General features: G+C 68.5%; 20 protein-coding genes. 12 read left to right on the plus strand and 8 right to left on the minus strand.

Features of this window, described 5'->3' with window-relative positions:
* Positions 1 to 55: 55 nt before the first annotated feature.
* Both JC881_RS18390 and JC881_RS18395 read right to left on the minus strand, forming a co-directional pair.
* Positions 56 to 859: an enoyl-CoA hydratase-related protein gene (locus JC881_RS18390; protein WP_198787140.1), complete on the minus strand. Its 804-nt coding sequence runs from the start codon at positions 857 to 859 to the stop codon at positions 56 to 58.
* A gap of 32 nt (positions 860 to 891) precedes the next feature.
* Entirely contained in the window at positions 892 to 1,227 is a 336-nt protein-coding gene (locus tag JC881_RS18395) for a DUF2917 domain-containing protein (RefSeq protein ID WP_233101872.1), read from the minus strand.
* 82 nt (positions 1,228 to 1,309) lie between these two features.
* On the opposite strand from JC881_RS18395, the gene JC881_RS18400 reads away from it, so the two are divergent.
* The gene (locus JC881_RS18400; RefSeq protein ID WP_198787142.1) at positions 1,310 to 2,245 is read left to right on the plus strand and encodes a LysR substrate-binding domain-containing protein; all 936 of its coding nucleotides are present in this window, start codon (positions 1,310 to 1,312) and stop codon (positions 2,243 to 2,245) included.
* Positions 2,246 to 2,270: 25 nt separating this feature from the next.
* Here the strand turns inward: JC881_RS18400 and JC881_RS18405 are convergent, their stop codons facing one another.
* Positions 2,271 to 2,849, minus strand: coding sequence for a fasciclin domain-containing protein (locus JC881_RS18405; protein ID WP_198787143.1), 579 nt, complete (start codon positions 2,847 to 2,849; stop codon positions 2,271 to 2,273).
* A 402-nt stretch (positions 2,850 to 3,251) separates the two neighbouring features.
* Between JC881_RS18405 and JC881_RS18410 the strand changes: the two genes are divergently transcribed.
* Both JC881_RS18410 and JC881_RS18415 read left to right on the plus strand, forming a co-directional pair.
* Positions 3,252 to 3,479 (plus strand): hypothetical protein, encoded by a 228-nt coding sequence (locus JC881_RS18410; RefSeq protein WP_198787144.1) that lies wholly within the window; start codon positions 3,252 to 3,254, stop codon positions 3,477 to 3,479.
* A gap of 4 nt (positions 3,480 to 3,483) precedes the next feature.
* Positions 3,484 to 4,263: a hypothetical protein gene (locus tag JC881_RS18415; RefSeq protein ID WP_233101873.1), complete on the plus strand. Its 780-nt coding sequence runs from the start codon at positions 3,484 to 3,486 to the stop codon at positions 4,261 to 4,263.
* A 15-nt stretch (positions 4,264 to 4,278) separates the two neighbouring features.
* Here JC881_RS18415 and JC881_RS18420 read toward each other — a convergent pair whose 3' ends face one another.
* From JC881_RS18420 to JC881_RS18430, 3 genes are all read right to left on the minus strand, one after another.
* The gene (locus tag JC881_RS18420) at positions 4,279 to 5,301 is read right to left on the minus strand and encodes a hypothetical protein (RefSeq protein WP_198787146.1); all 1,023 of its coding nucleotides are present in this window, start codon (positions 5,299 to 5,301) and stop codon (positions 4,279 to 4,281) included.
* A 43-nt stretch (positions 5,302 to 5,344) separates the two neighbouring features.
* A complete protein-coding gene (locus JC881_RS18425) occupies positions 5,345 to 6,622 on the minus strand; it encodes an MFS transporter (RefSeq protein ID WP_198787147.1) in 1,278 nt (425 codons plus the stop codon).
* A gap of 132 nt (positions 6,623 to 6,754) precedes the next feature.
* Complete coding sequence (locus JC881_RS18430; protein WP_198787148.1) at positions 6,755 to 8,929, minus strand: malate synthase G; 2,175 nt, start codon at positions 8,927 to 8,929, stop codon at positions 6,755 to 6,757.
* Between the two features lie 264 nt (positions 8,930 to 9,193).
* Here JC881_RS18430 and hisC point away from each other — a divergent pair, with 264 nt between their 5' ends.
* Entirely contained in the window at positions 9,194 to 10,171 is a 978-nt protein-coding gene (hisC, locus tag JC881_RS18435) for a histidinol-phosphate transaminase (protein WP_198787149.1), read from the plus strand.
* A gap of 53 nt (positions 10,172 to 10,224) precedes the next feature.
* Positions 10,225 to 11,193 carry a Bug family tripartite tricarboxylate transporter substrate binding protein gene (locus JC881_RS18440; RefSeq protein ID WP_198787150.1) on the plus strand — a complete coding sequence of 323 codons (969 nt, stop codon included), beginning with the start codon at positions 10,225 to 10,227 and terminating at the stop codon, positions 11,191 to 11,193.
* A 3-nt stretch (positions 11,194 to 11,196) separates the two neighbouring features.
* Here the strand turns inward: JC881_RS18440 and JC881_RS18445 are convergent, their stop codons facing one another.
* Positions 11,197 to 11,937: an IclR family transcriptional regulator gene (locus tag JC881_RS18445; RefSeq protein WP_198787151.1), complete on the minus strand. Its 741-nt coding sequence runs from the start codon at positions 11,935 to 11,937 to the stop codon at positions 11,197 to 11,199.
* Between the two features lie 127 nt (positions 11,938 to 12,064).
* Here JC881_RS18445 and JC881_RS18450 point away from each other — a divergent pair, with 127 nt between their 5' ends.
* The 6 genes from JC881_RS18450 (at position 12,065) to JC881_RS18475 (ending at position 18,843) form a co-directional block, all read left to right on the plus strand.
* A complete protein-coding gene (locus JC881_RS18450) occupies positions 12,065 to 13,000 on the plus strand; it encodes a hydroxymethylglutaryl-CoA lyase (RefSeq protein WP_198787152.1) in 936 nt (311 codons plus the stop codon).
* Positions 12,993 to 14,192, plus strand: coding sequence for a CaiB/BaiF CoA transferase family protein (locus tag JC881_RS18455; RefSeq protein ID WP_198787153.1), 1,200 nt, complete (start codon positions 12,993 to 12,995; stop codon positions 14,190 to 14,192). The genes JC881_RS18450 and JC881_RS18455 overlap by 8 nt, the downstream gene beginning before the upstream one ends.
* A 5-nt stretch (positions 14,193 to 14,197) precedes the next feature.
* On the plus strand, positions 14,198 to 15,184 hold the full coding sequence (locus tag JC881_RS18460) for a Bug family tripartite tricarboxylate transporter substrate binding protein (RefSeq protein WP_198787154.1): 987 nt from the start codon (positions 14,198 to 14,200) through the stop codon (positions 15,182 to 15,184).
* 40 nt (positions 15,185 to 15,224) lie between these two features.
* Positions 15,225 to 16,151 carry a LysR family transcriptional regulator gene (locus tag JC881_RS18465; protein WP_198787155.1) on the plus strand — a complete coding sequence of 309 codons (927 nt, stop codon included), beginning with the start codon at positions 15,225 to 15,227 and terminating at the stop codon, positions 16,149 to 16,151.
* Positions 16,152 to 16,344: 193 nt separating this feature from the next.
* A complete protein-coding gene (locus JC881_RS18470) occupies positions 16,345 to 16,797 on the plus strand; it encodes a DUF2214 family protein (RefSeq protein ID WP_198787156.1) in 453 nt (150 codons plus the stop codon).
* 6 nt (positions 16,798 to 16,803) lie between these two features.
* Positions 16,804 to 18,843 carry a spermidine synthase gene (locus tag JC881_RS18475; protein ID WP_198787157.1) on the plus strand — a complete coding sequence of 680 codons (2,040 nt, stop codon included), beginning with the start codon at positions 16,804 to 16,806 and terminating at the stop codon, positions 18,841 to 18,843.
* Positions 18,844 to 18,909: 66 nt separating this feature from the next.
* On the opposite strand, the gene JC881_RS18480 is transcribed toward JC881_RS18475, so the two are convergent.
* Entirely contained in the window at positions 18,910 to 19,254 is a 345-nt protein-coding gene (locus JC881_RS18480; protein WP_198787158.1) for a hypothetical protein, read from the minus strand.
* Between the two features lie 131 nt (positions 19,255 to 19,385).
* Between JC881_RS18480 and argS the strand changes: the two genes are divergently transcribed.
* Positions 19,386 to 21,071 (plus strand): arginine--tRNA ligase, encoded by a 1,686-nt coding sequence (argS, locus tag JC881_RS18485; RefSeq protein ID WP_198787159.1) that lies wholly within the window; start codon positions 19,386 to 19,388, stop codon positions 21,069 to 21,071.
* Positions 21,072 to 21,078 lie beyond the last annotated feature (7 nt).

Raw genomic sequence — 21,078 nt, forward strand, 5'->3', positions numbered from 1 at the left:
CTCCCGCAGCCCTATGTCAGGCGCCAGTGCCGGCAGTTTTCAGGGTGTCAGGATGTCAGCGGCTCTCGAACGTGGGCGACCGCTTCTCGAGGAACGCGCTCACGCCTTCGCGGAAGGTCGGGCGGTCGATCAGCTCGCGCTGGCGTTCGCTTTCGTAGTGCAGCTGCTCCTTCAGCGTGTGGCGCTCGGAGGCTTCGAAGGCTTCGCGCGCTTCGATCACCGCATGCGCCGGAAGGCGTGCGAGGCGCTGCGCGATCGCGCGCGCATCGTCCATCAATTGCTCGTCGTCGGCGCAGGCCCAGATCAGGCCCCATTGCACCGCGCGGCCCGCGCTTAGGCGTTCGTCGAGCAGCGCCATGCCCATCGCGCGCGCCTTGCCGGCGCGCCGCGGAATGGCCCAGGTGCAACCCAGGTCCGGCACGATGCCCAGCTTCGGGAGAAAGGGCAGATAGAAGTACGCGCTGCGCGCCGCGATGGTCACGTCGGCCGCGAGCGCCAGCCCGACGCCCGCGCCGGCTGCCGCGCCGTTCACCGCGGCCACCACCGGCACCGGCAGCGTGCGCAGCGTCTCGATCAGCGGATTGCTCAGCGACTGCATCCACTCGGCCGTCTGCGTGCCGAGCGACTTGCCTTCTTCGCCCGGCGCCATCGCGCTCAGGTCGGCGCCCACGCAGAAGGCCTTGCCCGCGCCCGTCAGGATCACGGCGCGCACCGCGCGGTCGTCGCGGATGCGCTCCAGCGCGTCGCGCAGTTCGACCTGCAGCCCGTGCGCGATGGGGTTCAGCTTGGCCGGCAGGTTGAGCGTGAGCGTCGCGATGCCGTCGGCCAGCTCATAGAGGATCGGTGATTGGGAGTCCATGGCATCGAGGGTCGATGCCGATGGCACGCCGGTCAAGCCGGGGACAACCCGTGGGGCCGAAGTCGCCAGGGCGACCACGCGCGCGCTGGCTTCGCGAGCGGCATGGCGGCGGGCTGCGCATCCGACACGGTGATGCACGACGCCGTCAGCGCCGACACCAGGATGCGCCGGTGCTCGGTGCCGTCGAAGCGTTCGCCGGCCTCGAGCACGATGTCGCGCGGATCGCGGTCCAGCGTGACCCAGACGGTGCCGCTGCGGCACTCGATGCCCACGCCCGCGCCGTCGGGCACGGCGAAGACGGTGCGCGTCGGCAGGCTGACGTGAAAGCGCGAGGAAGCGGGCGGGCGGGTATTCGGTTGGGTGCTCATGGCAAGCTCCATTGCATTCGGGATACGAATGAATATAGTGAGTCGCCCCCTTCCTTACACGCGGTCATTCGGAACTCGTTGCATGCATCCAGAGAATGCGAAAGCCTCCAGAACGCCGAGCGGCGAACTCCCGCCGCTGGAATTGCTGCGCAGTTTCGAGGCGGCCGCGCGCCAGCTCAGCTTCACGCTGGCGGCCGGCGAGTTGCACCTCACGCAGTCGGCCGTGAGCCGGCAGATCCAGCAGCTCGAAGCCAGCCTGGGCGTGCTGCTGTTCGAGCGCCGCCATCGCGCGCTGGCGCTCACCGAGGCCGGCGGCGTGCTGCAACGCGCGGTCACCGACAGCCTGGAGCGGCTGCGCGATGCCACGGCGCGCGTGCGCGCGAGCGCAGCGCCGCGGCAGGTGGCAATCACCACCACGCCGGGCTTCGCATCGCTCTGGCTCATTCCGAAACTGGCGCGCTTCACCGGCACGCATCCGCAGGTGGACGTGCGCGTGTCGGCCACGCTCGATGTGCTCGACCTGGACGTGAGCCGCCTCGATCTCGCGGTGCGCTTCGCGCCCATCGGCCGCGGTGTGGGGCCGGCGCTGTTCGAGGAGTCGGTGATCCCGCTGTGCTCGCCGCAGCTGGCCGCATCGCTGCGGGAGCTCTCGGACTTTTCCAGGCTCACGCTGCTCACCGTCGAATACCCGGACCACAGCGAAGCCCCGACCGCCGACTGGGAGCCGTGGCTCAAGGTGATGGGGCTGCAGGACCTGCGCATGAAGAGCACGCTGCGCTTCACGCAATACGCCGATGCGGTGGCCGCCGCGGTGGCGGGGCAGGGCGTGGTGATCGGGCGCTTGCCGTTGCTGCGCGAACTCGTGCGCGACGGCCGGCTCGTGGCGCCGCTCGGCGAGGGCGCCGCATCGCACCGCGGCTACTTCATCGAGATGTCCAGGCGCGCCGCGAGCAACCGCGACGCGCAGGACTTCGCGCAATGGCTGCGCGACGAAGCCGAGGCGGCGCAGCGGACCTGACGCAGGTCCGCTGCATCGAGGGCGATCAGCCCGGCAGCAGCACCTTGTTCACGACGTGGATCACGCCGTTCGACTGGTACACGTTGGCGATCGTCACCATCGCGGTGCCGCCCTTGGCATCGGTCACCATCACGTTGCTGCCGCTCATCGTCGCGGTGAGCGTGCCGCCGCTGGCGGTCTTGAGCACGGCCTTGCCGCCGCCCGCGTTGATCGCGCTCATGAGCGCGGGGCCGTCCATCTTGCCGGGCACCACGTGATAGGTCAGCACCTTGACCAGCGTGGGCTTGTTCTCGGGCTTGAGCAGCGTGTCGACGGTGCCGGCCGGCAGGGCCGCGAAGGCGGCGTTGGTCGGCGCGAACACGGTGAACGGGCCGGGGCTCTTGAGCGTGCCGACCAGGTCCGCGGCCTTGACGGCGGCGACCAGCGTCGTGTGGTCCTTCGAATTCACGGCGTTGTCGACGATGTCCTTGGTCGGGTACATCGCGGCGCCGCCGACCATCGGGTTGGACGACATGCCGGAGCTGCCGCTGCCGCTCATCCCCATGCCGCCCGCGCAAGCGCCGAGCAGGACCGAAACGCCGAGTGCGATCACGAGTTTTTTCATGGAAGTCTCCTGGAAAGAAATGGTTGTCGAGGTTCTCTGTGGAAACCGCCAACAGCTCGGAGGCGCGATGCGCTTGAGACCAATACGGCAGGCCCGCGCAACTGGATTCACCGCGCATCGGCGCGTCGGCTTTGCGCCACAGCGTTGCAAGTGGCGCTTGCGCATCGCGCAGCGGCTCGACAGAATCCGCCCTTCGTTTTTCAGCAACAGTTTCTTTCCACCGCGCCTGGCGACTACCGACCTCCCGGGCGACAAACCAATTCAATGAACCGTTTCCTGAACACCTGACCCGCACACCGACCGCCCCGGCCGGATGTGCATCCATGCATCCGCCGAGGCCTTGTCGACAAAGGCCCCGCGCAGCCATTCGCCGGGGCCTTTTTGTTTCTGGAGTGTGCGCACATGAGTGCTCAACGAAAGGCCCGCGACGACGACAAGCGTCTGGGCCGGTTCTACTTTTCGGTGCCGTCCACGGCACCTCGCAATCCCGTGGTGGCCGCGATGGCGCGCCGCGAATCGAGCCAGGGCGCCGGGCGCCACCTGCGCACCCACCGCGCGGAGCGGCGCGCGCAGAAGGTCGCGTTGCAGAAGGCCGCACGCAGCGTGGGGCGAGGGGGCGACGATGCGTGAAGACATGGACAAGGTCATCGTCGAACGCCCGCGCCGCGGCGGTGGCGTGCAAGGCGACGGACGCGCCTTTCGCAACAGCCGCGAGCGCGGTTCGCACCTGGGCATGAAGCGCGGCTACGACCACCCGAAGGGGCTCAACGAGAACCTCGCACCGCTCAAGCGCTGGCTGCACAAGCAGGTGCACCGGCCGTGGGACAAGGTGTATGCCGAACTCAACAGCGGCATCGACCGCCGCAGCACGGTACAGGCGCACATCTTCCAGCACATCGACGACTTCGTGGAACGCCGTGCCGAACTGCGCGATGGCGAGGTCTGCGTGCCGCCGCATCGCTGGGGAACGCACCGCAGCGTGCCGTTGCGCGAGGCGCCGAATGTCGAGCTGTTCGTGCATCCGGTCACCGGCATCCTGCTGCCCAACCGGCGACTGGCTGAGGCGAAAGCTGCACGACGTGCCGACCGCAAGACGTGGGCCGCGCAGCGCGGCGACGTGCCGTACGCGGTCTATCACGTGATCGACGAGACCACGCAATGGCACTGCGTCGACAGCTGCTGGTTCGAGATCAAGCTCGCGCAGTTTCCTGAAAGGGCTGGCGCGACGCAGCCGGAGGAGAGGCGCTACGACGTGCTGCGTCGTTGCCTCGTCACCCGCAGCGGCGCGGCGCAACGCCCCGCGCCCGGCATGCCCACCCACTGCGGCTTGTACGGACGCAACGATGTCTACGCGGCAGCCAAGCGCCAACTGAGCCGCCGCGAAGTGCGGGCGCGTCTTGGCGATGCCGCTTGAGGCAGCGCGCCACCGCTACGGGCTGTCGAGCTCGCGCTTGATCGACGCGTTGCCGATCTTCTTGCGGCACTGCAGCCGGCGCGCGCCCGGTCCCACAGCAATGCCCAGGTCGAGCAATAGCCCATCGCGCAGGCGAGCGTCCCCGTGGCGCAGCGACTTGTCGATCGCATCGACCCTGGCGAACAGTTCGTCGAACGGGTCGTCGTCGTCGATGGAATCGGGTCGCGGCCCCTTGGCATAGGCAGTGACCAGCAGTTCTTCTTCCAGCCCAGGTGCCGTTGCAAACAGCGTCGCATGCGCCGCGATCCACGCGCGCATCGTCGCCACATCCACCGTGGCCGCATAGGTGCGCATGGCCGCCGCGCGATAGCTGTCGCCGAAACCCTGGGTCGCTTCGCTGAAGCGCAGCGCCGCATCGAGGCCTTGCTGCGTGGCCATCTGCTCGACCAGCAACGCGCGCGCATCGAGCAGCGTGTGGCGCTCCTGGCGCTGGCTGGCCTTCTTGTGCTTTCGCAGAAAAGCGTCGACATCGCCGCGACGCGCGTATTCCATCAGCAGCACGCGGTCGGCGCGGTGCGCCATGTCGGGGCGCAGGCGCGGCGTGATCTCCTCTTCGACGCGCGCCATATCGCCTTCGATCGCGAGATCGGCCGCGATGTGCAGCAGCAGATGGTCGCGCAGGATGTCGTCTTCCACCTGCAGCGTCCAGGCCAGCATCTCCGTCGCGTCGAGGCCGGCCGTGTCGAACAGGACTTCGAGGCGATCCTTCCAGCTCAGGCTGTGGCTGCTGCGGCTGTCCCGCAGCCGATACATCATGGCGGCCCACGGCGTGCGATAGCCGCGATGTCCGAGATACCCGCAACCCAGCCCCTTGCCTGCGTAGGGCTCGGCGGCGAGCGCCTCGATCAGCGGTTGGATCCCTATGGCCAACGCATCGAGCTGGGCCTTCTGCTCGGCGCTCGGGTAGTAGCCGAAGGCGTGGTCGAGGTTGATCGCGTGGAGGCAGCGCGCGAGCGCATCGTGAATGCGAGGGTCCATCGGCGGGATGATAGAAGCGGGAGCGCCGCTCCCAGTCCTGCGATCAGGCGCCGGCGCGTGCAGGCACCGGCGCGCGCGGCAGCAGGGCGAACGCAAGCGTCCCCGCCGCCAGCATCCCCGCCACCGTGAGAAACACCGCACGGAACGGCTCGACCCCATGCGCCACGCCCCACGACGCCGCCACGCCGGTCGTCCATTGCATCAGCGACACGCCGAGGAACATCGCCATGTTCATCAGCGCCATCGCACGCCCCGTCATCGCGGCGGGGTAGCCGTTCTTGGTGTACGCGTACTGCAGCACGCTGTAGCCCGAGATGAGCCCGTAGACGATCGGCAGGCCGATGTCGACCGCGCGCGAATGCGTGAACGCCATCGCCGCGAACATCAGCGCACCGGCCGAGGCGCAGCCCATCATCCAGCGCGTGCGCCGCGCGGGGCCCGGGTCCAGGCGGCCGAACAGCGCGGGGCTGATCATGCCGGTGACCGTCATCACCAGCGCCACGTTGCCGCTGGCGACCAGCGACAGGCCATGCCGCTCGTGCAGCACCGGCCCGAGCCAGAGGCCACGCAGCGTGATGAAGGCGGCATACGACACGCAGGCGAAGCACAAGAGGCCCAGCGTGTGCGGCATCGCGAACAGCGGCAGCAGTTCGCGCACCGCCTTGCGCAGCGACTGCCGCTCCGCCGGCGCGGACTGCGGCGCAGGGTCCGCCGCGCGCGCCGGTTCGCGCACGCGCCAGAAGATGATGATCCACGACAGCACCGCGAACGCGGCCAGCACCGTGTAGCCGGCGCGCCATGACGCGGCCTCGATCAGCAACGCGAGCGGCGTGCCGGTGAACACGATGCCCAGGCCCGCCAGGCTCATCACCAGCCCCGACATCGCGGTGAAGCGCGAGGCATCGAAATGCCGCGCGATGAACACCGTGCACGCGAGGAACGCCGGCGCGCAGCCGACGCCGATCAGCGCCTGTCCGAGCAGCAGCATGTGAAAGCTCGGCGCCACAGCGCACAGCGCCGCGCCCGCGATGGCCAGCGGAAAGGCGGTGAGCACCGTGCGTCGCACGCCGAACATGTCGATCGACACGCCCATGGCGAGCTGCATGATCCCGAACATGAAGTGAAAGGTGCCGGCCCACGTGCCCAGTTGCTGGGGCGAGAGGCCGAAGTGGGTGCTCAGCGGCGTGGCCATCATGGCGCCGACGGTGCGGAAGGCCTGGCTCAGCGCGAAGGCACTGGCGAGGGCCACGAGCATGGCGGCCGCGGAGGTCGACCAGCGCGAAGGCCGAGGCGAGGGCGGCGGTGCCGCGTTCGTGTTCATCGAGAGGGGAAGATCCGAAAGAAGAGAGAGCGGCACGAATGCTAATGGCATGCCGCCCCTCATGCAGAACGGCGCCCTCGGGCGCCGTTCGTTCATTCGCTCAAGCCCGGCGGAATGCCGGACAGATGCGGATCAGGCTTCGCCCTTGACCTTCAAACGCCATGCATGCAGCAGCGGCTCGGTGTAGCCGCTCGGCTGCTCGATGCCCTTGAAGACCAGGTCCTGCGCCGCCTTGTACGCCGCCGAGGTCGCGAAGTTGCCGGCCATCGGCTGGTAGAGCGCGTCGCCCGCGTTCTGCTCATCGACCACCTTGGCCATGCGCTGGAAGGTCTCGTCGACCTGCGCCTTGGTCACCACGCCGTGCAGCAGCCAGTTGGCGATATGCTGGCTCGAGATGCGCAGCGTCGCGCGGTCTTCCATGAGGCCCACGTTGTGGATGTCGGGCACCTTGGAGCAGCCCACGCCCTGGTCGATCCAGCGCACCACGTAGCCCAGGATGCCCTGCACGTTGTTGTCGATTTCCTGCTGGCGCTCTTCGGCCGTCCATTTGGCTTCGGGCGCGATCGGCACCTGCAGCAGCGCGTTGAGGATGTTGTCGCGTTCCGCGTCGGCGTCGATCTTCTCCAACTCCTGCTGCACCGCGGTCACGCTCACCTGGTGGTAGTGCAGCGCGTGCAGCGTGGCGGCGGTGGGCGAGGGCACCCAGGCGGTGTTGGCGCCGGCCTTGGGGTGGCCGATCTTCTGTTCGAGCATCGCGGCCATGAGGTCGGGCATGGCCCACATGCCCTTGCCGATCTGCGCCTTGCCGCGCAGGCCGCACGAGAGGCCGACCAGCACGTTGTTCTTTTCATAGGCGCCGATCCACGCGCTGGACTTCATGTCGCCCTTGCGGATCATCGGGCCGCCCAGCATGGCGGTGTGCATCTCGTCGCCGGTGCGATCGAGGAAACCGGTGTTGATGAAGGCCACGCGCGCGGCCGCTTCGGCGATGCAGGCCTTCAGGTTCACGCTGGTGCGGCGCTCCTCGTCCATGATGCCCAGCTTCACCGTGTTGGCGGGCAGGCCCAAGAGCTGCTCGACGCGGCCGAAGAGTTCGCTCGCGAAGGCCACTTCGGCCGGGCCGTGCATCTTGGGCTTCACGATGTAGATGCTGCCGGTGCGCGAGTTGCCTTTGCGCTTCAAGTCGATGGTGGCGATGGTGGTGGTCACCACGGCATCGAGGATGCCTTCCGGAATTTCCTTGCCGCCCGCGTACAGGATGGCCGGATTGGTCATCAGGTGGCCCACGTTGCGAAGGAACATGAGCGAGCGGCCGTGCAGCTTCACCGGCTTGCCGTCGGCGCCGGTGTATTCGCGGTCGGCGTTCAGGCCGCGCGTGAAGGTCTTGCCGCCCTTGGCGACTTCTTCCGTCAGCGTGCCTTCGACGATGCCCAGCCAGTTCGCATACGCGACCACCTTGTCGGCCGCGTCGACCACGGCCACCGAGTCTTCCAGGTCCAGGATGGTCGAGAGCGCGGCTTCGAGCACCAGGTCGCTCACGCCGGCCGCATCGCTCTTGCCGATGGCGGTGCTGCGGTCGATGCGAATGTCCAGGTGAATGCCGTTGTGCTTGAGCAGCACCGAAGACGGCGCCGCGGCATCGCCTTGATAGCCGATGAACTGCGAGGCGTCGGCCAGGCCCGTGCTGCTGCTCTGCAGCGCGACGACCAGCTTGCCGTCCTTCACGCTGTAGCCGGTCGCCATCTTGTGCGAGCCGTTTTCCAGTGGCGCGGCCTGGTCGAGCACGTTGCGCGCGAACTCGATGACCTTGGCGCCGCGCGCCGGGTTGTAGCCCTTGCCCTTTTCGGCGCCGCCGGTTTCGGGAATGGCATCGGTGCCATAGAGCGCGTCGTAGAGCGAACCCCAGCGCGCGTTGGCGGCGTTGAGCGCGTAGCGCGCGTTCAGGATCGGCACCACCAGCTGCGGGCCGGCTTGCAGCGCGAGTTCGGAGTCGACGTTCTCGGTGGTGGCCTTGGCGCCCTTGGGGGCCGGCAGCAGGTAGCCGATCTTTTCCAGGAAGGCTCGGTACGCGGGCATGTCGGTGATCGGGCCGGGGTTCTTCTTGTGCCAGGCGTCGAGCTCGCTCTGCAGGCGGTCGCGCTCGGCGAGCAGCGCGATGTTCTTGGGCGCGAGGTCGCTCACGATGGCGTCGAAGCCCTTCCAGAAGACGTCGCTGGCCACGCCGGTGGCGGGCAGGACTTTTTGTTCGATGAAGCGGTGGAGTTCGGTCGCGACCTGGAGTCCGTGGGCGGGGGTGCGGGCAGTCATTTTTCTCTCCTGGAAATCGGAATACGGCGGAATACGGCGAAACACGGCGGAATGCGGAATCGAAAGACGTGGGTGTCGCAATGACGTAGGTCAACTTTATTCGATACTTTACGAACGAGTAAGAGCCGAAAGCGGGATTTATCAATGACAAAAATGAAGGTAATGGCGCTGCGACGGTGCTTTTGGCTCAAAGGGTAGGCACTGATAGAGGTGCCGCGGCCGCGGGATATATTTAACTTCTTAAATAATCCGCCGTCCGCTGAAATGATCCTCCTGGCTTCCAACGAAAACCCGCTCGGCATGCCCGAGTCGGCCCGCCGCGCCGCCGCTGCCGCCCTCGAAGGCGCGGGCAACTACCCCGACAGCAACGGCACCGCGCTCAAGCATGCACTGGCCGCCCGGCTCGACGTGTCGCCCGAGTGGCTCACGCTCGGGAGCGGATCGAGCGAAATCCTCGAGCTCGCCGCGCAGGTGAGCCTCAAGCCCGGCGAGAACGTCGTCTATTCGCAGTACGGCTTCATCGTCTACGCGCAGGCCACGGCGCACGCCCATGCGCGCGCCACCGTCGTGCCCTCGCAAGATTTCGGCCACGACCTCGATGCGATGCGCGCCGCCATCGCCGACGACACGAAGCTCGTGTTCGTCGCCAACCCGAACAACCCCACGGGCACCTTCATCGATGCTGCGCCGCTGCTGGCCTTCCTGCAATCGGTGCCCACGCACGTGACGGTGTTGCTCGACGAGGCCTACACCGAGTACCTCTCGCCCGCGCAGCGCTACGACAGCATCGAATGGGTGCGGCGCCTGCCGAACCTCATCGTGGCGCGCACCTTCTCCAAGGCCTTCGGCCTGGCGGGCATGCGCATCGGCTATGGCGTGTCGCAGCCGCCGCTTGCGGCGCGCATGAACGCGCAGCGCCCGCGCTTCAACGTGACGACGCCGGCCCAGGCGGCTGCGGTGGCCGCGCTGGGTGATACGGAATTCCTCGCGCGCACTTACGACCTGAACACCGCCGGACGCGACCAGCTCGCCGCCGGCTTCACCGAGCTGGGCCTTACGCACATCCCCTCGTCGGGCAACTTCCTGATGGTGCAGGTCGGCGACGCGCAGGCCGTGCATGCGCGCCTCCTGGCCGCCGGCATCGAGGTCTCGCTGCTCGGCCCCTACGGCCTGCCGCAGTGGCTGCGCGTGAGCGTCGGCCTGCCCGAGCAAAACAAGGCGCTGCTCGCCGCGCTGCGCTGAGCGGCAGTCGCGCCCGCCCTCATTTCCACCACGACCCCCGAGGAGACAGAAGCATGAAACGCCGCCAGTTCGCAGCGCAAGCCGCTGCCGTCATTGCCGCCACGGCGCTTGCGCCATCGGCCTTCGCGCAGGAGCGCACCACGCGCATCCTGATCGGGTTTCCGCCGGGCGGCTCGGCGGACGTGGTGGCGCGCCTCCTGGCCGACAAGATGCGCGTCTCGCTCGGGCAGAACGTCATCATCGACAACAAGCCAGGCGCGGCGGGGCGCCTCGCGCTGGCCGAGCTCAAGCGCTCGCCGCCGGACGGCAGCGTGCTGGTCTTCTCGCCGAGCGGCGCGATGGTGATCCACCCGTGGCTCTATGCGAACCTCGGCTACGACCCAGCGAAGGACTTCACGCCGATCGCGCTCGGCAGCACCTTCGACTTCGCGGTGACCGCCGGCCCGGGCGCGCCGCCCGGCGACCTGAAGACGGTGCTGGCGTGGATGAAGGCCAACCCCGCCAAGGCCAACTACGCGACCTCGGGCGCGGGCACGGTGCCCCACTTCGCGGGCCAACTGCTGGCGCAGGCGGCGGGCGTGCCGATGACGCACGTCGCCTACCGCGGCGGCGCGCCAGCTGCGCAGGACCTGATCGGCGGGCAGGTGCCGCTGATGGTCGACACCGCCTCCGAAACCATCGAGCACCATCGCGCCGGCAAGGTGCGCATCCTCGCGGTGACGGGCGAGCAGCGCAGCCGCGCGCTGCCCGAGGTGCCGACGCTGAAGGAGGCGGGCATCAACGTGACGGCCGATGCGTTCTTCGGGCTCTACGGCCCGCCGGGCATGTCGCCCGAGGTGGTGGCGCGCATCGACAAGGCCGTGGCCGACGCGCTGCGCATGCCCGATGTGCAGGATCGGATCTACGCGCTGGGGCTCGTGCCGGCGCACGCGGGGCCGACTGAACTCGCCGCGATCCAAGCAGCGCATTTGAAGCGCTGGGAGATGCCGATCAAGAACTCGGGCTTCAAGGCCGAATCCTGAATTTCAGACCTGCCCGCTGAGCTCCTTGGCCGCCGCGCGCACGGGCTCGATGTAGCCCTCGTCGTAGCGGTGCGTCGGCATCGTGAGCGTGACTGCCGCGGCGAGGCGGTCGTCCGCATGGAACACGGGCGCCGAGATGCCCGCGAGCTCCGCCGTGCGGTCGCCCACCAGCGCGCAGAAGCCTTGCGCGCGGATCGCGTCGTAGAGCTTGCGTTCCTTTGCGCCACGCGGCCGCTCGGCTTCGGGTCCGAAGGCGATCAGCACGCGCGCACCGGCGCCGCGGTCGTTGGGCAGGAGGTCGCCCGCGCGCACGTGGTCGCGCACCACATGCGATGAATCGACGCGGAACTGGCACAGCCGCACCCAGCTCTCGCCCTGGTCCTGCCGCACGTGGTACGCCGCGCTTTCGCCGGTGGCGGCGACCAGCGCGCGCAGCACCGGCAGCACGATGCGGTCGAGCGACTGCGACGCGGCGTAGAGCCCGTGCAGCCGCGCGATCTCCATGCCGAGCGCGTAGCGGCCGTCGTCCTGACGCCGTATCAATCGCGCGTGTTCGAGCGATGCCAGGAGCCGCAGCACCGTGCTCTTGTAGAGCTGCGTGCGCTCGGCGAACTGCGCGAGCGACAGCGCCTCGTCGCCCGCCTGGAACGCCGACAGCAGGCTCAGCGCGCGATCGACCGCGGCGGCGCCGCCGGGGGCGGCGTTGAGGTCGGAAACCGATTCGGTCTGGGCTTTGCGGGGCATGGGCGTCGCTTGACAGGGAAAGTCGATCGGCGGTTTAATTCTGTTAAACGGAATCTAGTTCTGTCTAATAGAACTGTCAAGCGATCACCACGATTTATCCCGGATCGCTCCAAAGGAGACGAAGTCGATGACACCCCCCGACGTCCTCATCAGCGAGGTCGGCCCGCGCGACGGCCTGCAATCGGTCAAGGCCACCATGCCCACGGCCGACAAGCTGCGCTGGATCGACGCGCTCTACGCCGCCGGCGTGCGCGAGATCGAGGTCGCCTCGTTCGTGCCCGCCAAGCTGCTGCCCCAGATGGCCGATGCCGCCGACGTGGTGCGCCACGCGATCACGCTGCCCGGCCTCGTCGTGATGGCGCTGGTGCCCAATCGCAAGGGCGCCGAGGCCGCGCTGGAAGCGGGCGTGCACAAGCTCACGATGCCGGTGTCGGCGAGCGTGGCGCATTCGCTGGCCAACGTGCGCAAGACGCCCACCGAGATGGTCGAGGAGGTGCGCGCCATCTCTGACCTGCGCCGCGCGCTCGCGCCGCAAGTCAAGCTCGAAGCCGGCATCTCCACGGCCTTCGGCTGCACGCTGCAAGGGCTGGTGCCGGAAGACGATGTGATCCGTCTCGCCGCGCAATGCATCGAAGCGGGTGCCGAGGAAGCGGGGCTCTCCGACACCGTGGGCTACGCCAATCCCGCGCAGGTGCGCCGGCTCTTCAAGCGCCTGCGCGCGGAGCTCGGCACGCACGCCGGCGCGGCCCACATGCACAACACGCGGGGCCTGGGCATCGCGAACTGCCTGGCCGCGTGGGACGAGGGCGTGCGCACCTTCGACGCCTCGCTCGGCGGCCTGGGCGGCTGCCCCTACGCGCCCGGCGCTTCGGGCAATGCGGTGACCGAAGACCTCGTCTTCATGTTCGAGGCCATGGGCGTTCGCACCGGCATCGACATCGAGAAACTCATCGCGGCGCGCGCGCCGCTCATGGCGGGCCTGCCCGGTGAACCGGTCTACGGCATGACGCCCGAGGCCGGCCTGCCCAAGGGCTTTGTCCAGGAACACCACGCACATGTCTGAAGCCAATCCTCCGCCCTCCTTGCCCTATGCGGGCATCCGCGTCGTCGAATTCACCCACATGGTCATGGGCCCGACCTGCGGGCTGCTCCTGGCCGACCTCGGCGCCGAGGTCATCAAGGTCGAGCCCATCGAGGGCGACAACACGCGCCGCCTGCTCGGCTCGGGCTCGGGCTTCTTTCCGACCTTCAACCGCAACAAGAAGAGCATCGCGCTCGACCTGAAGCAACCCGAAGGCGTGGAGGCCGCGCTGCGCCTGATCGCCACCGCCGACATCGTGAGCGAGAACTTCAAGCCCGGCACGATGAAGAAACTGGGGCTCGACTACGAGACGCTTTCCAAGCTCAACCCGCGCCTCATCTACGTGAGCCACAAGGGTTTCCTGCCCGGCCCCTACGACCACCGCACGGCCCTGGACGAAGTGGTGCAGATGATGGGCGGCCTCGCCTACATGACCGGCCGTTCGGGCGACCCGCTGCGCGCGGGCACCAGCGTGAACGACATCATGGGCGGCATGTTCGGCGCCATCGGCGCGATGGCCGCGCTGCGCCAGCGCGATGCCACGGGCAAGGGCTGCGAGGTGCAGGCCGCGCTCTTCGAGAACAACGTGTTCCTGGTCGCGCAGCACATGATGCAGTTCGCCGCCACCGGCAAGGCGGCCGACCCGATGCCCAGCCGCATCTCGGCCTGGGCGGTGTATGACGTCTTCACGGTGAAGGACGGCGAGCAGATCTTTCTGGCGGCCGTGAGCGACAAGCAGTGGGCCATCTTCTGCAAGGCCTTCGGCCTGGAAGACATGCTGGCCGATCCGCGCCTGAAGACCAACAACGACCGCGTGCGCGCGCGCGAATGGATGATGCCGATCCTGCGCTCGCACCTGGCCGGGCGCAGCGCGGCCGAGCTCGCCGCGGTGTTCGAGCAGAACGAGCTGCCCTTCGCGCCCATCACCAAGCCGCAGGAGCTGTTCGACGATCCGCACCTGAACGCCACCGGAGGCCTGGCGCCCGTGCGCATGAACGACGGCCACATGGCCAAGGTGCCGCTCGCGCCGTTCACGCTGGGCGGCCAGCGCCCCGGCATCCGGCTGCAGCCGCCGCACATCGGCGAGCACAGCCATGAGCTGCTCAAGGAAGTGGGCTACAGCGACGAAGAGATCGCGGCCCTCAAGTCACACCACATCACCCTCGGAGACTGATCCCCATGTTTCTCACCCCACGGCGCGCCTTGCTGGCTTGCGCCGCAGCCGCTGCATGCCTTTCCGCTCTGCCGGCCATTGCCGCAGACACCGCCGCCTGGCCCGACAAGCCCGTGCGCCTGGTCGTGCCCTACACCCCGGGCGGCGCCACCGACATCGTCGCGCGCCTCATCGCGCAGAAGGTGACCGACGACACGAAGTGGACCTTCATCGTGGACAACCGCGCGGGCGGCAACGGCAACATCGGCATCGACGTGGTGGCCAAGGCCAAGCCCGACGGCTACACCATCGGCCTTGGCCAGACGGCCAACCTCGCGATCAACCCGACGCTCTTTCCGAAGATGCCCTACGACGCATTGAAGGACGTTGTGGCCGTGTCGATCGTCGCGGCGCAGCCGGTCGTGCTGGTGGTGCGCACCGATGCGCCCTTCAAGACGCTGGCCGACGTGGTGGCCGCCGCCAGGGCCAGGCCCGGCGAGATCAAGCAGGCGCTCGCCGGCACCGGCACGCTCGGCCACATGGCCGGCGAAGTGCTCGCCAAGCGCGCGGGCTTCAAGGTGCTCAACGTGCCGTACAAGGGCGCCGCGCCGGCCATCACCGACCTCTTGGGCGGCCAGACCGACTACATGTTCGCCACGCCGCAGGGCGCGCTCGCGATGGTCAAGGGCGGCAAGCTGCGCGCGCTGGCCGTCACCTCGGCGCAGCGCCTGCCGGTGATGCCCGACGTGCCGACCGTGGGCGAGAGCTACAAGGGCTTCGAGGCGGTGGACTGGAAGGCCGTCGTCATGCCGGCCGGCACGCCCGCCGACATCGTGAAGAAGCTCAACGCCGCCATCGACAAGGCGCTCGCCAAGCCCGCGACCATCGCGCAGCTGCAGGCCGAGGGCAGCGTGCCGGTGGGCGGCAGTCCGGAGCGGGCGGCGCAGTACATCAAGGCGGAGCACGAGCGCTGGGGCGTGGCGGTGCGCGACGCGGGCGTGAGGCCCGAATAAGAAGTGCCTTCCGGGCGGTGGGCGATATAGTTTCCGCCCCATGGACCGCCTGAAGCAACTCGAATCCTTCGTCTCGGTCGCCACGCGTGGCAGCCTCACGGCCGCGGCCAAGGCTGAGGGCGTGGCGCCCGCGATCATGGGGCGGCGGCTCGATGCGCTGGAAGAGCGGCTGGGCGTGAAGCTCCTGGTGCGCACCACGCGGCGCATCACGCTCACGCACGAGGGCAGCGCGTTCCTCGAAGACTGCCAGCGGCTGCTCACCGAGTTCGCGAATGCCGAGGCCAGCGTGAGCGCCGGCGGCGTCAAGGCGAGCGGGCACCTGCGCGTGACGGCGCCGGCCGGCTTCGGGCGCCGCCACGTCGCGCCGCTGGTGCCGCGCTTTCATGCGATGCACCCGGAAGTGACCATCTCGCTGAACCTCAGCGACCGTGTGGTCGACGTGACCGGTGAGAGCTTCGATTGCGCGGTGCGCGTGGGCGACCTGCCCGACTCCTCGCTCGTGAGCGTGCGCCTGGCCGACAACCGCCGCCGCTGCGTGGCGACGCCCGATTTCCTGCGCCGCCACGGCACGCCCAAACACCCCGGCGACCTGTCGCGCTTCGCCTGCCTCACGCTATCGAGCGATGCCTCGCAGACGCGCGGCTGGGCCTTTCGGGTCACCAGCGAGGCGGGCGTGGAAGAGCTGATCCACCTGCGCCCGAGCGGCCCGCTCGACTGCTCCGACGGCCAGGTGCTGCACGACTGGTGCCTGGCCGGCCACGGCATCGCCTGGCGCAGCACCTGGGAGGTGGAGGCCGAGATCGATGCGGGCCTCTTGGTGCCGGTGCTCGACGAATTCGCCGCGCCGCCCAACGGCATCTACGCGGTGTTCGCGGGCGCCAAGCACCTGCCGCTGCGGGTGCGACTGTGGCTTGATTTCCTCAAGGACCAGTACGGACAACCGGAATTCTGGGGACGAACGGCCTGAAGCGGCCTGAAGCGGCGTTAGCGGCGTCACAATCAGTTTGCATTTAAAAACGGCCGATGTCCCCACGGCTCTCTTCGCGAAACACCGCGGAACCGGCTTTGCCGGGCCGCAGGTGTTGCCCCCGGTAGGGGGTTGGCGAAGCGACACGAAGTGCGCGAAGCCTGGGGGCGAGCTCTAGTCTTGAAAGCCATCGATGACCCTCGAAGCCATCCTCGCCTACCTGCACTTGCTGGCCATCCTCACGATGGTCGTGTTCATTTCCAGTGAGGCCGCCTTGTGCCGCGTGCAGTGGCTCAATGCCGCGGTCGTCGAGCGGCTCGCCAAGGTCGACATGGTCTACGGCATCGCCGCCATCGCGGTGCTCGTCACCGGCATCGCACGCACCTGGTGGGGCGTGAAGGGCACGGCCTGGTACTGGACCAACCCGCTCTTGCACGTGAAGCTGGGGCTCTTCATCATCGTGGGCGTGCTGTCGATCTTTCCGACGCTCACCTACTTTCGCTGGCGCAAGACGCTGCGCTCCACCGGCAAGCTGCCGCTGGAAGACGACATCAGGAAGACGCGCAAGCTGGTGATGGTGCAGGCCCACCTGATCGCGCTGATTCCGCTGGTCGCCGTGTTCCTCGCGCGCGGCTTCGGCAAGTAAGCCGGCATGGGACCCGCCGGCATCCAGTTCCTGTTTGCCGGCACGATCTTCAGCAGCGCGTTCCTGCTGTTCCTGGTCCAGCCGCTCATCGCCAAGCAGATCCTGCCGTGGTTCGGCGGCTCGGCCGCGGTGTGGTCGATCTGCATGGTGTTCTTCCAGGTCGTGCTGCTCGCGGGCTACGCGTATTCGGACTGGATCACGCGCCACCTGCGGGTGCGCGCCCAGGCGGCGCTGCACGTTGCGCTCCTGCTCGCGAGCCTGGCCTTCCTGCCGATCGTGACCAGCGCGCGCTGGAAGCCGACGGGCGCCGAAGACCCGACGCTGTGGATCCTGGGCCTGCTGCTGGGCACCATCGGCCTGCCGTATTTCTTGCTCTCGACCACCGGGCCGCTGGTGCAGTCGTGGGTGGCGCGCACGCCGTGGGGCGCGCAGGTGTACCGGTATTTTTCGCTGTCGAACCTGGCGTCGCTGCTGTCGCTCTTGAGCTATCCGGTGCTGATCGAGCCGCGCAGTTCGCTGCTGCAGCAGGCGCACGGATGGTCGTGGGGCTACGGGGCGTTCGTCGCGCTGTGCAGCGGCACCACGCTGTACGTGGCGCGACGCTGGGCCGACGCGGCGCTGCCGCAAGCAGCCGGCGATGCGGCGGCTGCCCCTGCCGAGCAACCGCCGCGCGCCGCCGACTACCTGCTGTGGCTCGCGCTGCCCGCGCTGGGCTCCTGGCTGCTGTTGGCGGTGACCAACCACATCACCCAGAACGTGGCGGCCGTTCCCTTCCTCTGGGTGCTCCCGCTCACGCTCTACCTGCTGACCTTCGTGCTGTGCTTCGAGAGCGACCGCTGGTACCGGCGCGGCGTGTTCCTGCCGCTCGCGGCCGCGATGCTGCTGCTGTGCGCCTTCGGGCTGCAGGACGCCGTCGGCACCAACGTGAAGACGGCGCTGCCGATCTACGCGGCGGGCCTCTTCGCCCTGTGCATGTTCCTGCACGGCGAGATGGCGCGGCTGCGGCCGGGGCCGCGGTACCTCACGCGCTTCTACCTGATGCTGTCGCTGGGCGGCGCGCTCGGCGGCGTCGCGGTGGGGCTGGTCGCACCGCACGTGCTGCCCGCCTATTACGAGCTGGGCATCGGCCTGGTGCTCACGGCGCTGGTGGCGGCCGCGGTGCTGCGCCGCCGGCGCTGGCTGCAGGGGGCCTGCGTGGCGGTCGCGGGTTGCTGCGCGTGGTTCCTGGTGCTGCAGGTGCAGGGCGATTCGGCCGGCGCGCGCGTCATGCAGCGCAATTTCTACGGCACGCTGGTCACCATCGATCACCGGCGCGACGACCCGGCCGACGATGTGCGGCAGATGTTCCACGGCTCGGTCAAGCACGGCGAGCAGTTCCTGCTGGCGGCGCGCCGCAGCGAGCCGACCTCGTACTACGGCCGCACCTCGGGCGTCGGCCGCGCGATCGCCGCCGCGCCCGCGGGGCCGCGCCGCGTCGGGCTGATCGGGCTGGGCGCGGGCACGCTCGCGGGCTACGGCCGGGCGGGCGACGTCTACCGCGTCTACGAGATCAATCCGCAGGTGTTCGCGCTGGCCGAGAGCGAATTCAGCTTTTTGCGCGACAGCCCGGCCCGCATCGAGCGGGTGCTGGGCGACGCGCGCCTGGCGCTGGAGCGCGAGCCCGCGCAGGGCTTCGACGTGCTGGCGGTCGATGCGTTCTCGGGCGACTCGGTGCCGATCCACCTGATCACCGCGGAGGCGATGGAGGTCTACCTGCGTCACCTGCGGCCCGGCGGCATCGTCGCCTTCCACGTGACCAACCGCTTCCTCGCGCTGGCGCCGGTGGTCGCGAAGATCGCCGAGAGCAAAGGGCTGCACGCGGTGCTGGTGCACGACGACACCGCCGACGTCGCCTGGCTGCGCGACACCGACTGGGTGCTGGTCGCGCGTGAGGCACAAACGCTGGCGCGCGAACCAGTGGGCACCGCGGCGTCGGCCATCGCGCCGGTGGCTGGCGCCCGGCCCTGGACCGACGACTTCAACAACCTGCTGGGCGTGCTGAAGTAGCGGCCGCCGGGCGGCCATGAAAAAAGCCCGCGCGGGGCGGGCTTTGCTTTCAGAGTGGCGCGGGCTTCAGGCCTTGGCGTCTTTTTCGCACTTCTTGATGAAGCTGTTCTTGGCGGCGCCGGCCAGCGGCTTGCCGTTCTTGTCGATGGCCTTGGCGGCACATGCGGGGGCGGCGGCGGCCTTGGTGTCTTTCTCGCACTTCTTGATGGAGCTGGCCTTGGCGGCGCCGGCCAGGGGCTTGCCGTTCTTGTCGATGGCCTTGGCGTCACAGGTGGCGCCGGCGGTGGGCGCTGCGGCAGCAGGAGCGGCGGCAGCGGGGGCTGTGACGGGCGCCGGGGCCTTGTCTTGTGCCTGCGCGGCGCCGAAGGAAAGGCAGGCGCCCAGGGCGATCAGGGAAAGGAACTTCTTCATGGTGATATGTCCTTGCAAGGTGGAGTTGTGACAGGTGCCCCGCCCCGGGGCTGCCCATCGTAACGGGCGGCGGCAACGATCGGATGACCATCGTCAACTGCGCCCGGGTTTGCCCCCGGTAAAATTCGCGGATGCTATTGGTCAAACAGGAGCTGCTCGCGGCGCTCGCGAACACGCTCGAATCCCTCTCCCCCGGTGCCGGCGCCAAAGCCGCGTTCGAATCGCCCAAGGTGGCCGCGCATGGCGATTTCGCCAGCACGGCCGCCATGCAGCTGGCCAAACCGCTCGCGCGCAAGCCCCGCGAACTGGCCGAGCAACTGAGCGCTGCGCTGCTCGCCACCCCCGCTTTCGGCCAATGGGTCGAGGCCATCGAGATCGCCGGGCCCGGCTTCCTGAACATCCGCCTGAAGACCGCCGCCAAGCAGCAGATCGTGCGCGAGGTGCTGTCCGCGGGTAGCACTTTCGGCCAGCAGCCGGCCACCGGCGAGAAGGTGCTGGTCGAGTTCGTCTCGGCCAACCCGACCGGCCCGCTGCACGTGGGCCACGGCCGCCAGGCGGCGCTGGGCGACGCCATCTGCAACCTGCGCGCCTCGCAGGGCGAGAGCGTCTGGCGCGAGTTCTATTACAACGACGCCGGCGTGCAGATCCAGACGCTGGCCAACAGCACCCAGCTGCGCGCCCGCGGCTTCAAGCCCGGCGACGCCGAATGGCCGAGCGGCGAGAAGGCCCCGGCCTACAACGGCGACTACATCGCCGACATCGCCGAGGACTTCAAGGCGAAGAAGACCGTCAAGTCGGACGACCGCGAATACACCGCGAGCGGCGACATCGAGGACATCGATTCGATCCGCGAATTCGCCGTGGCGTACCTGCGCCGCGAGCAGGACCTGGACCTGCAGGCCTTCCGCGTGCGCTTTGACAACTATTACCTGGAGTCCAGCCTCTACACCAGCGGCCGCGTCGAAGCCGCGGTGGGCAAGCTCGTGGCGGCCGGCAAGACCTACGAGGAAGAGGGCGCGCTCTGGCTCAAGTCGACCGACTACGGCGACGACAAGGACCGCGTGATGAAGAAGAAGGACGGCACGTACACGTACTTCGTGCCCGACGTCGCTTATCACATCGCCAAGTGGGAGCGCGGTTTCCACAAGGTCGTGAACATCCAGGGCACCGACCACCACGGCACGATCGCGCGGGTGCGCGCCGGGCTGCAGGCCGCGGGCGAGGGCATCCCCGAGGGCTACCCGGACTACGTGCTGCACACCATGGTGCGTGTGATGAAGGGCGGCGAAGAGGTCAAGATCAGCAAGCGCGCCGGCAGCTACGTCACGCTGCGCGACCTGATCGAGTGGACCAGCACGGACGCCGTGCGCTTCTTCCTCCTGAGCCGCAAGCCCGACACCGAATACACCTTCGACGTCGATCTCGCGGTGACGAAAAACAACGACAACCCGGTTTACTACGTGCAGTACGCGCATGCGCGCATCTGCTCGGTGCTGGCCGGCTGGGGTGGCGACGCCGCCACGCTCAAGGATGTGGACCTGTCGCCGCTGGAGAGCCCGGCCGCGCAGGCGCTGATGCTGCTGCTGGCCAAGTACCCGGCCATGCTCACTGCTGCGTCGAAGGATTTCGCCCCGCACGACGTCACTTTCTACCTGCGTGAACTGGCGGCCAGCTACCACAGCTACTACGACGCCGAACGCATCCTGGTGGACGACGAAAAGGTCAAGCTGGCCCGCCTGGCGCTTGTCGCCGCGATCGCGCAGGTGCTGCACAATGGCCTCGCGATTCTCGGCGTCAGTGCGCCGAGCAAGATGTGAACCTCAC

This window comes from Variovorax sp. IB41, from assembly GCF_016405905.1.
GTDB lineage: Bacteria > Pseudomonadota > Gammaproteobacteria > Burkholderiales > Burkholderiaceae_C > Variovorax.

Excerpts from the sequence above, each read along its gene's own strand:
- JC881_RS18390 (WP_198787140.1), bottom strand. The coding sequence starts at position 859 with ATGGACTCCCAATCACCGATCCTCTATGAGCTGGCCGACGGCATCGCG.
- JC881_RS18395 (WP_233101872.1), bottom strand. The coding sequence starts at position 1,227 with ATGAGCACCCAACCGAATACCCGCCCGCCCGCTTCCTCGCGCTTTCAC.
- JC881_RS18400 (WP_198787142.1), top strand. The coding sequence starts at position 1,310 with ATGCATCCAGAGAATGCGAAAGCCTCCAGAACGCCGAGCGGCGAACTC.
- JC881_RS18405 (WP_198787143.1), bottom strand. The coding sequence starts at position 2,849 with ATGAAAAAACTCGTGATCGCACTCGGCGTTTCGGTCCTGCTCGGCGCT.
- JC881_RS18410 (WP_198787144.1), top strand. The coding sequence starts at position 3,252 with ATGAGTGCTCAACGAAAGGCCCGCGACGACGACAAGCGTCTGGGCCGG.
- JC881_RS18415 (WP_233101873.1), top strand. The coding sequence starts at position 3,484 with ATGGACAAGGTCATCGTCGAACGCCCGCGCCGCGGCGGTGGCGTGCAA.
- JC881_RS18420 (WP_198787146.1), bottom strand. The coding sequence starts at position 5,301 with ATGGACCCTCGCATTCACGATGCGCTCGCGCGCTGCCTCCACGCGATC.
- JC881_RS18425 (WP_198787147.1), bottom strand. The coding sequence starts at position 6,622 with ATGAACACGAACGCGGCACCGCCGCCCTCGCCTCGGCCTTCGCGCTGG.
- JC881_RS18430 (WP_198787148.1), bottom strand. The coding sequence starts at position 8,929 with ATGACTGCCCGCACCCCCGCCCACGGACTCCAGGTCGCGACCGAACTC.
- hisC (WP_198787149.1), top strand. The coding sequence starts at position 9,194 with ATGATCCTCCTGGCTTCCAACGAAAACCCGCTCGGCATGCCCGAGTCG.
- JC881_RS18440 (WP_198787150.1), top strand. The coding sequence starts at position 10,225 with ATGAAACGCCGCCAGTTCGCAGCGCAAGCCGCTGCCGTCATTGCCGCC.
- JC881_RS18445 (WP_198787151.1), bottom strand. The coding sequence starts at position 11,937 with ATGCCCCGCAAAGCCCAGACCGAATCGGTTTCCGACCTCAACGCCGCC.
- JC881_RS18450 (WP_198787152.1), top strand. The coding sequence starts at position 12,065 with ATGACACCCCCCGACGTCCTCATCAGCGAGGTCGGCCCGCGCGACGGC.
- JC881_RS18455 (WP_198787153.1), top strand. The coding sequence starts at position 12,993 with ATGTCTGAAGCCAATCCTCCGCCCTCCTTGCCCTATGCGGGCATCCGC.
- JC881_RS18460 (WP_198787154.1), top strand. The coding sequence starts at position 14,198 with ATGTTTCTCACCCCACGGCGCGCCTTGCTGGCTTGCGCCGCAGCCGCT.
- JC881_RS18465 (WP_198787155.1), top strand. The coding sequence starts at position 15,225 with ATGGACCGCCTGAAGCAACTCGAATCCTTCGTCTCGGTCGCCACGCGT.
- JC881_RS18470 (WP_198787156.1), top strand. The coding sequence starts at position 16,345 with ATGACCCTCGAAGCCATCCTCGCCTACCTGCACTTGCTGGCCATCCTC.
- JC881_RS18475 (WP_198787157.1), top strand. The coding sequence starts at position 16,804 with ATGGGACCCGCCGGCATCCAGTTCCTGTTTGCCGGCACGATCTTCAGC.
- JC881_RS18480 (WP_198787158.1), bottom strand. The coding sequence starts at position 19,254 with ATGAAGAAGTTCCTTTCCCTGATCGCCCTGGGCGCCTGCCTTTCCTTC.
- argS (WP_198787159.1), top strand. The coding sequence starts at position 19,386 with ATGCTATTGGTCAAACAGGAGCTGCTCGCGGCGCTCGCGAACACGCTC.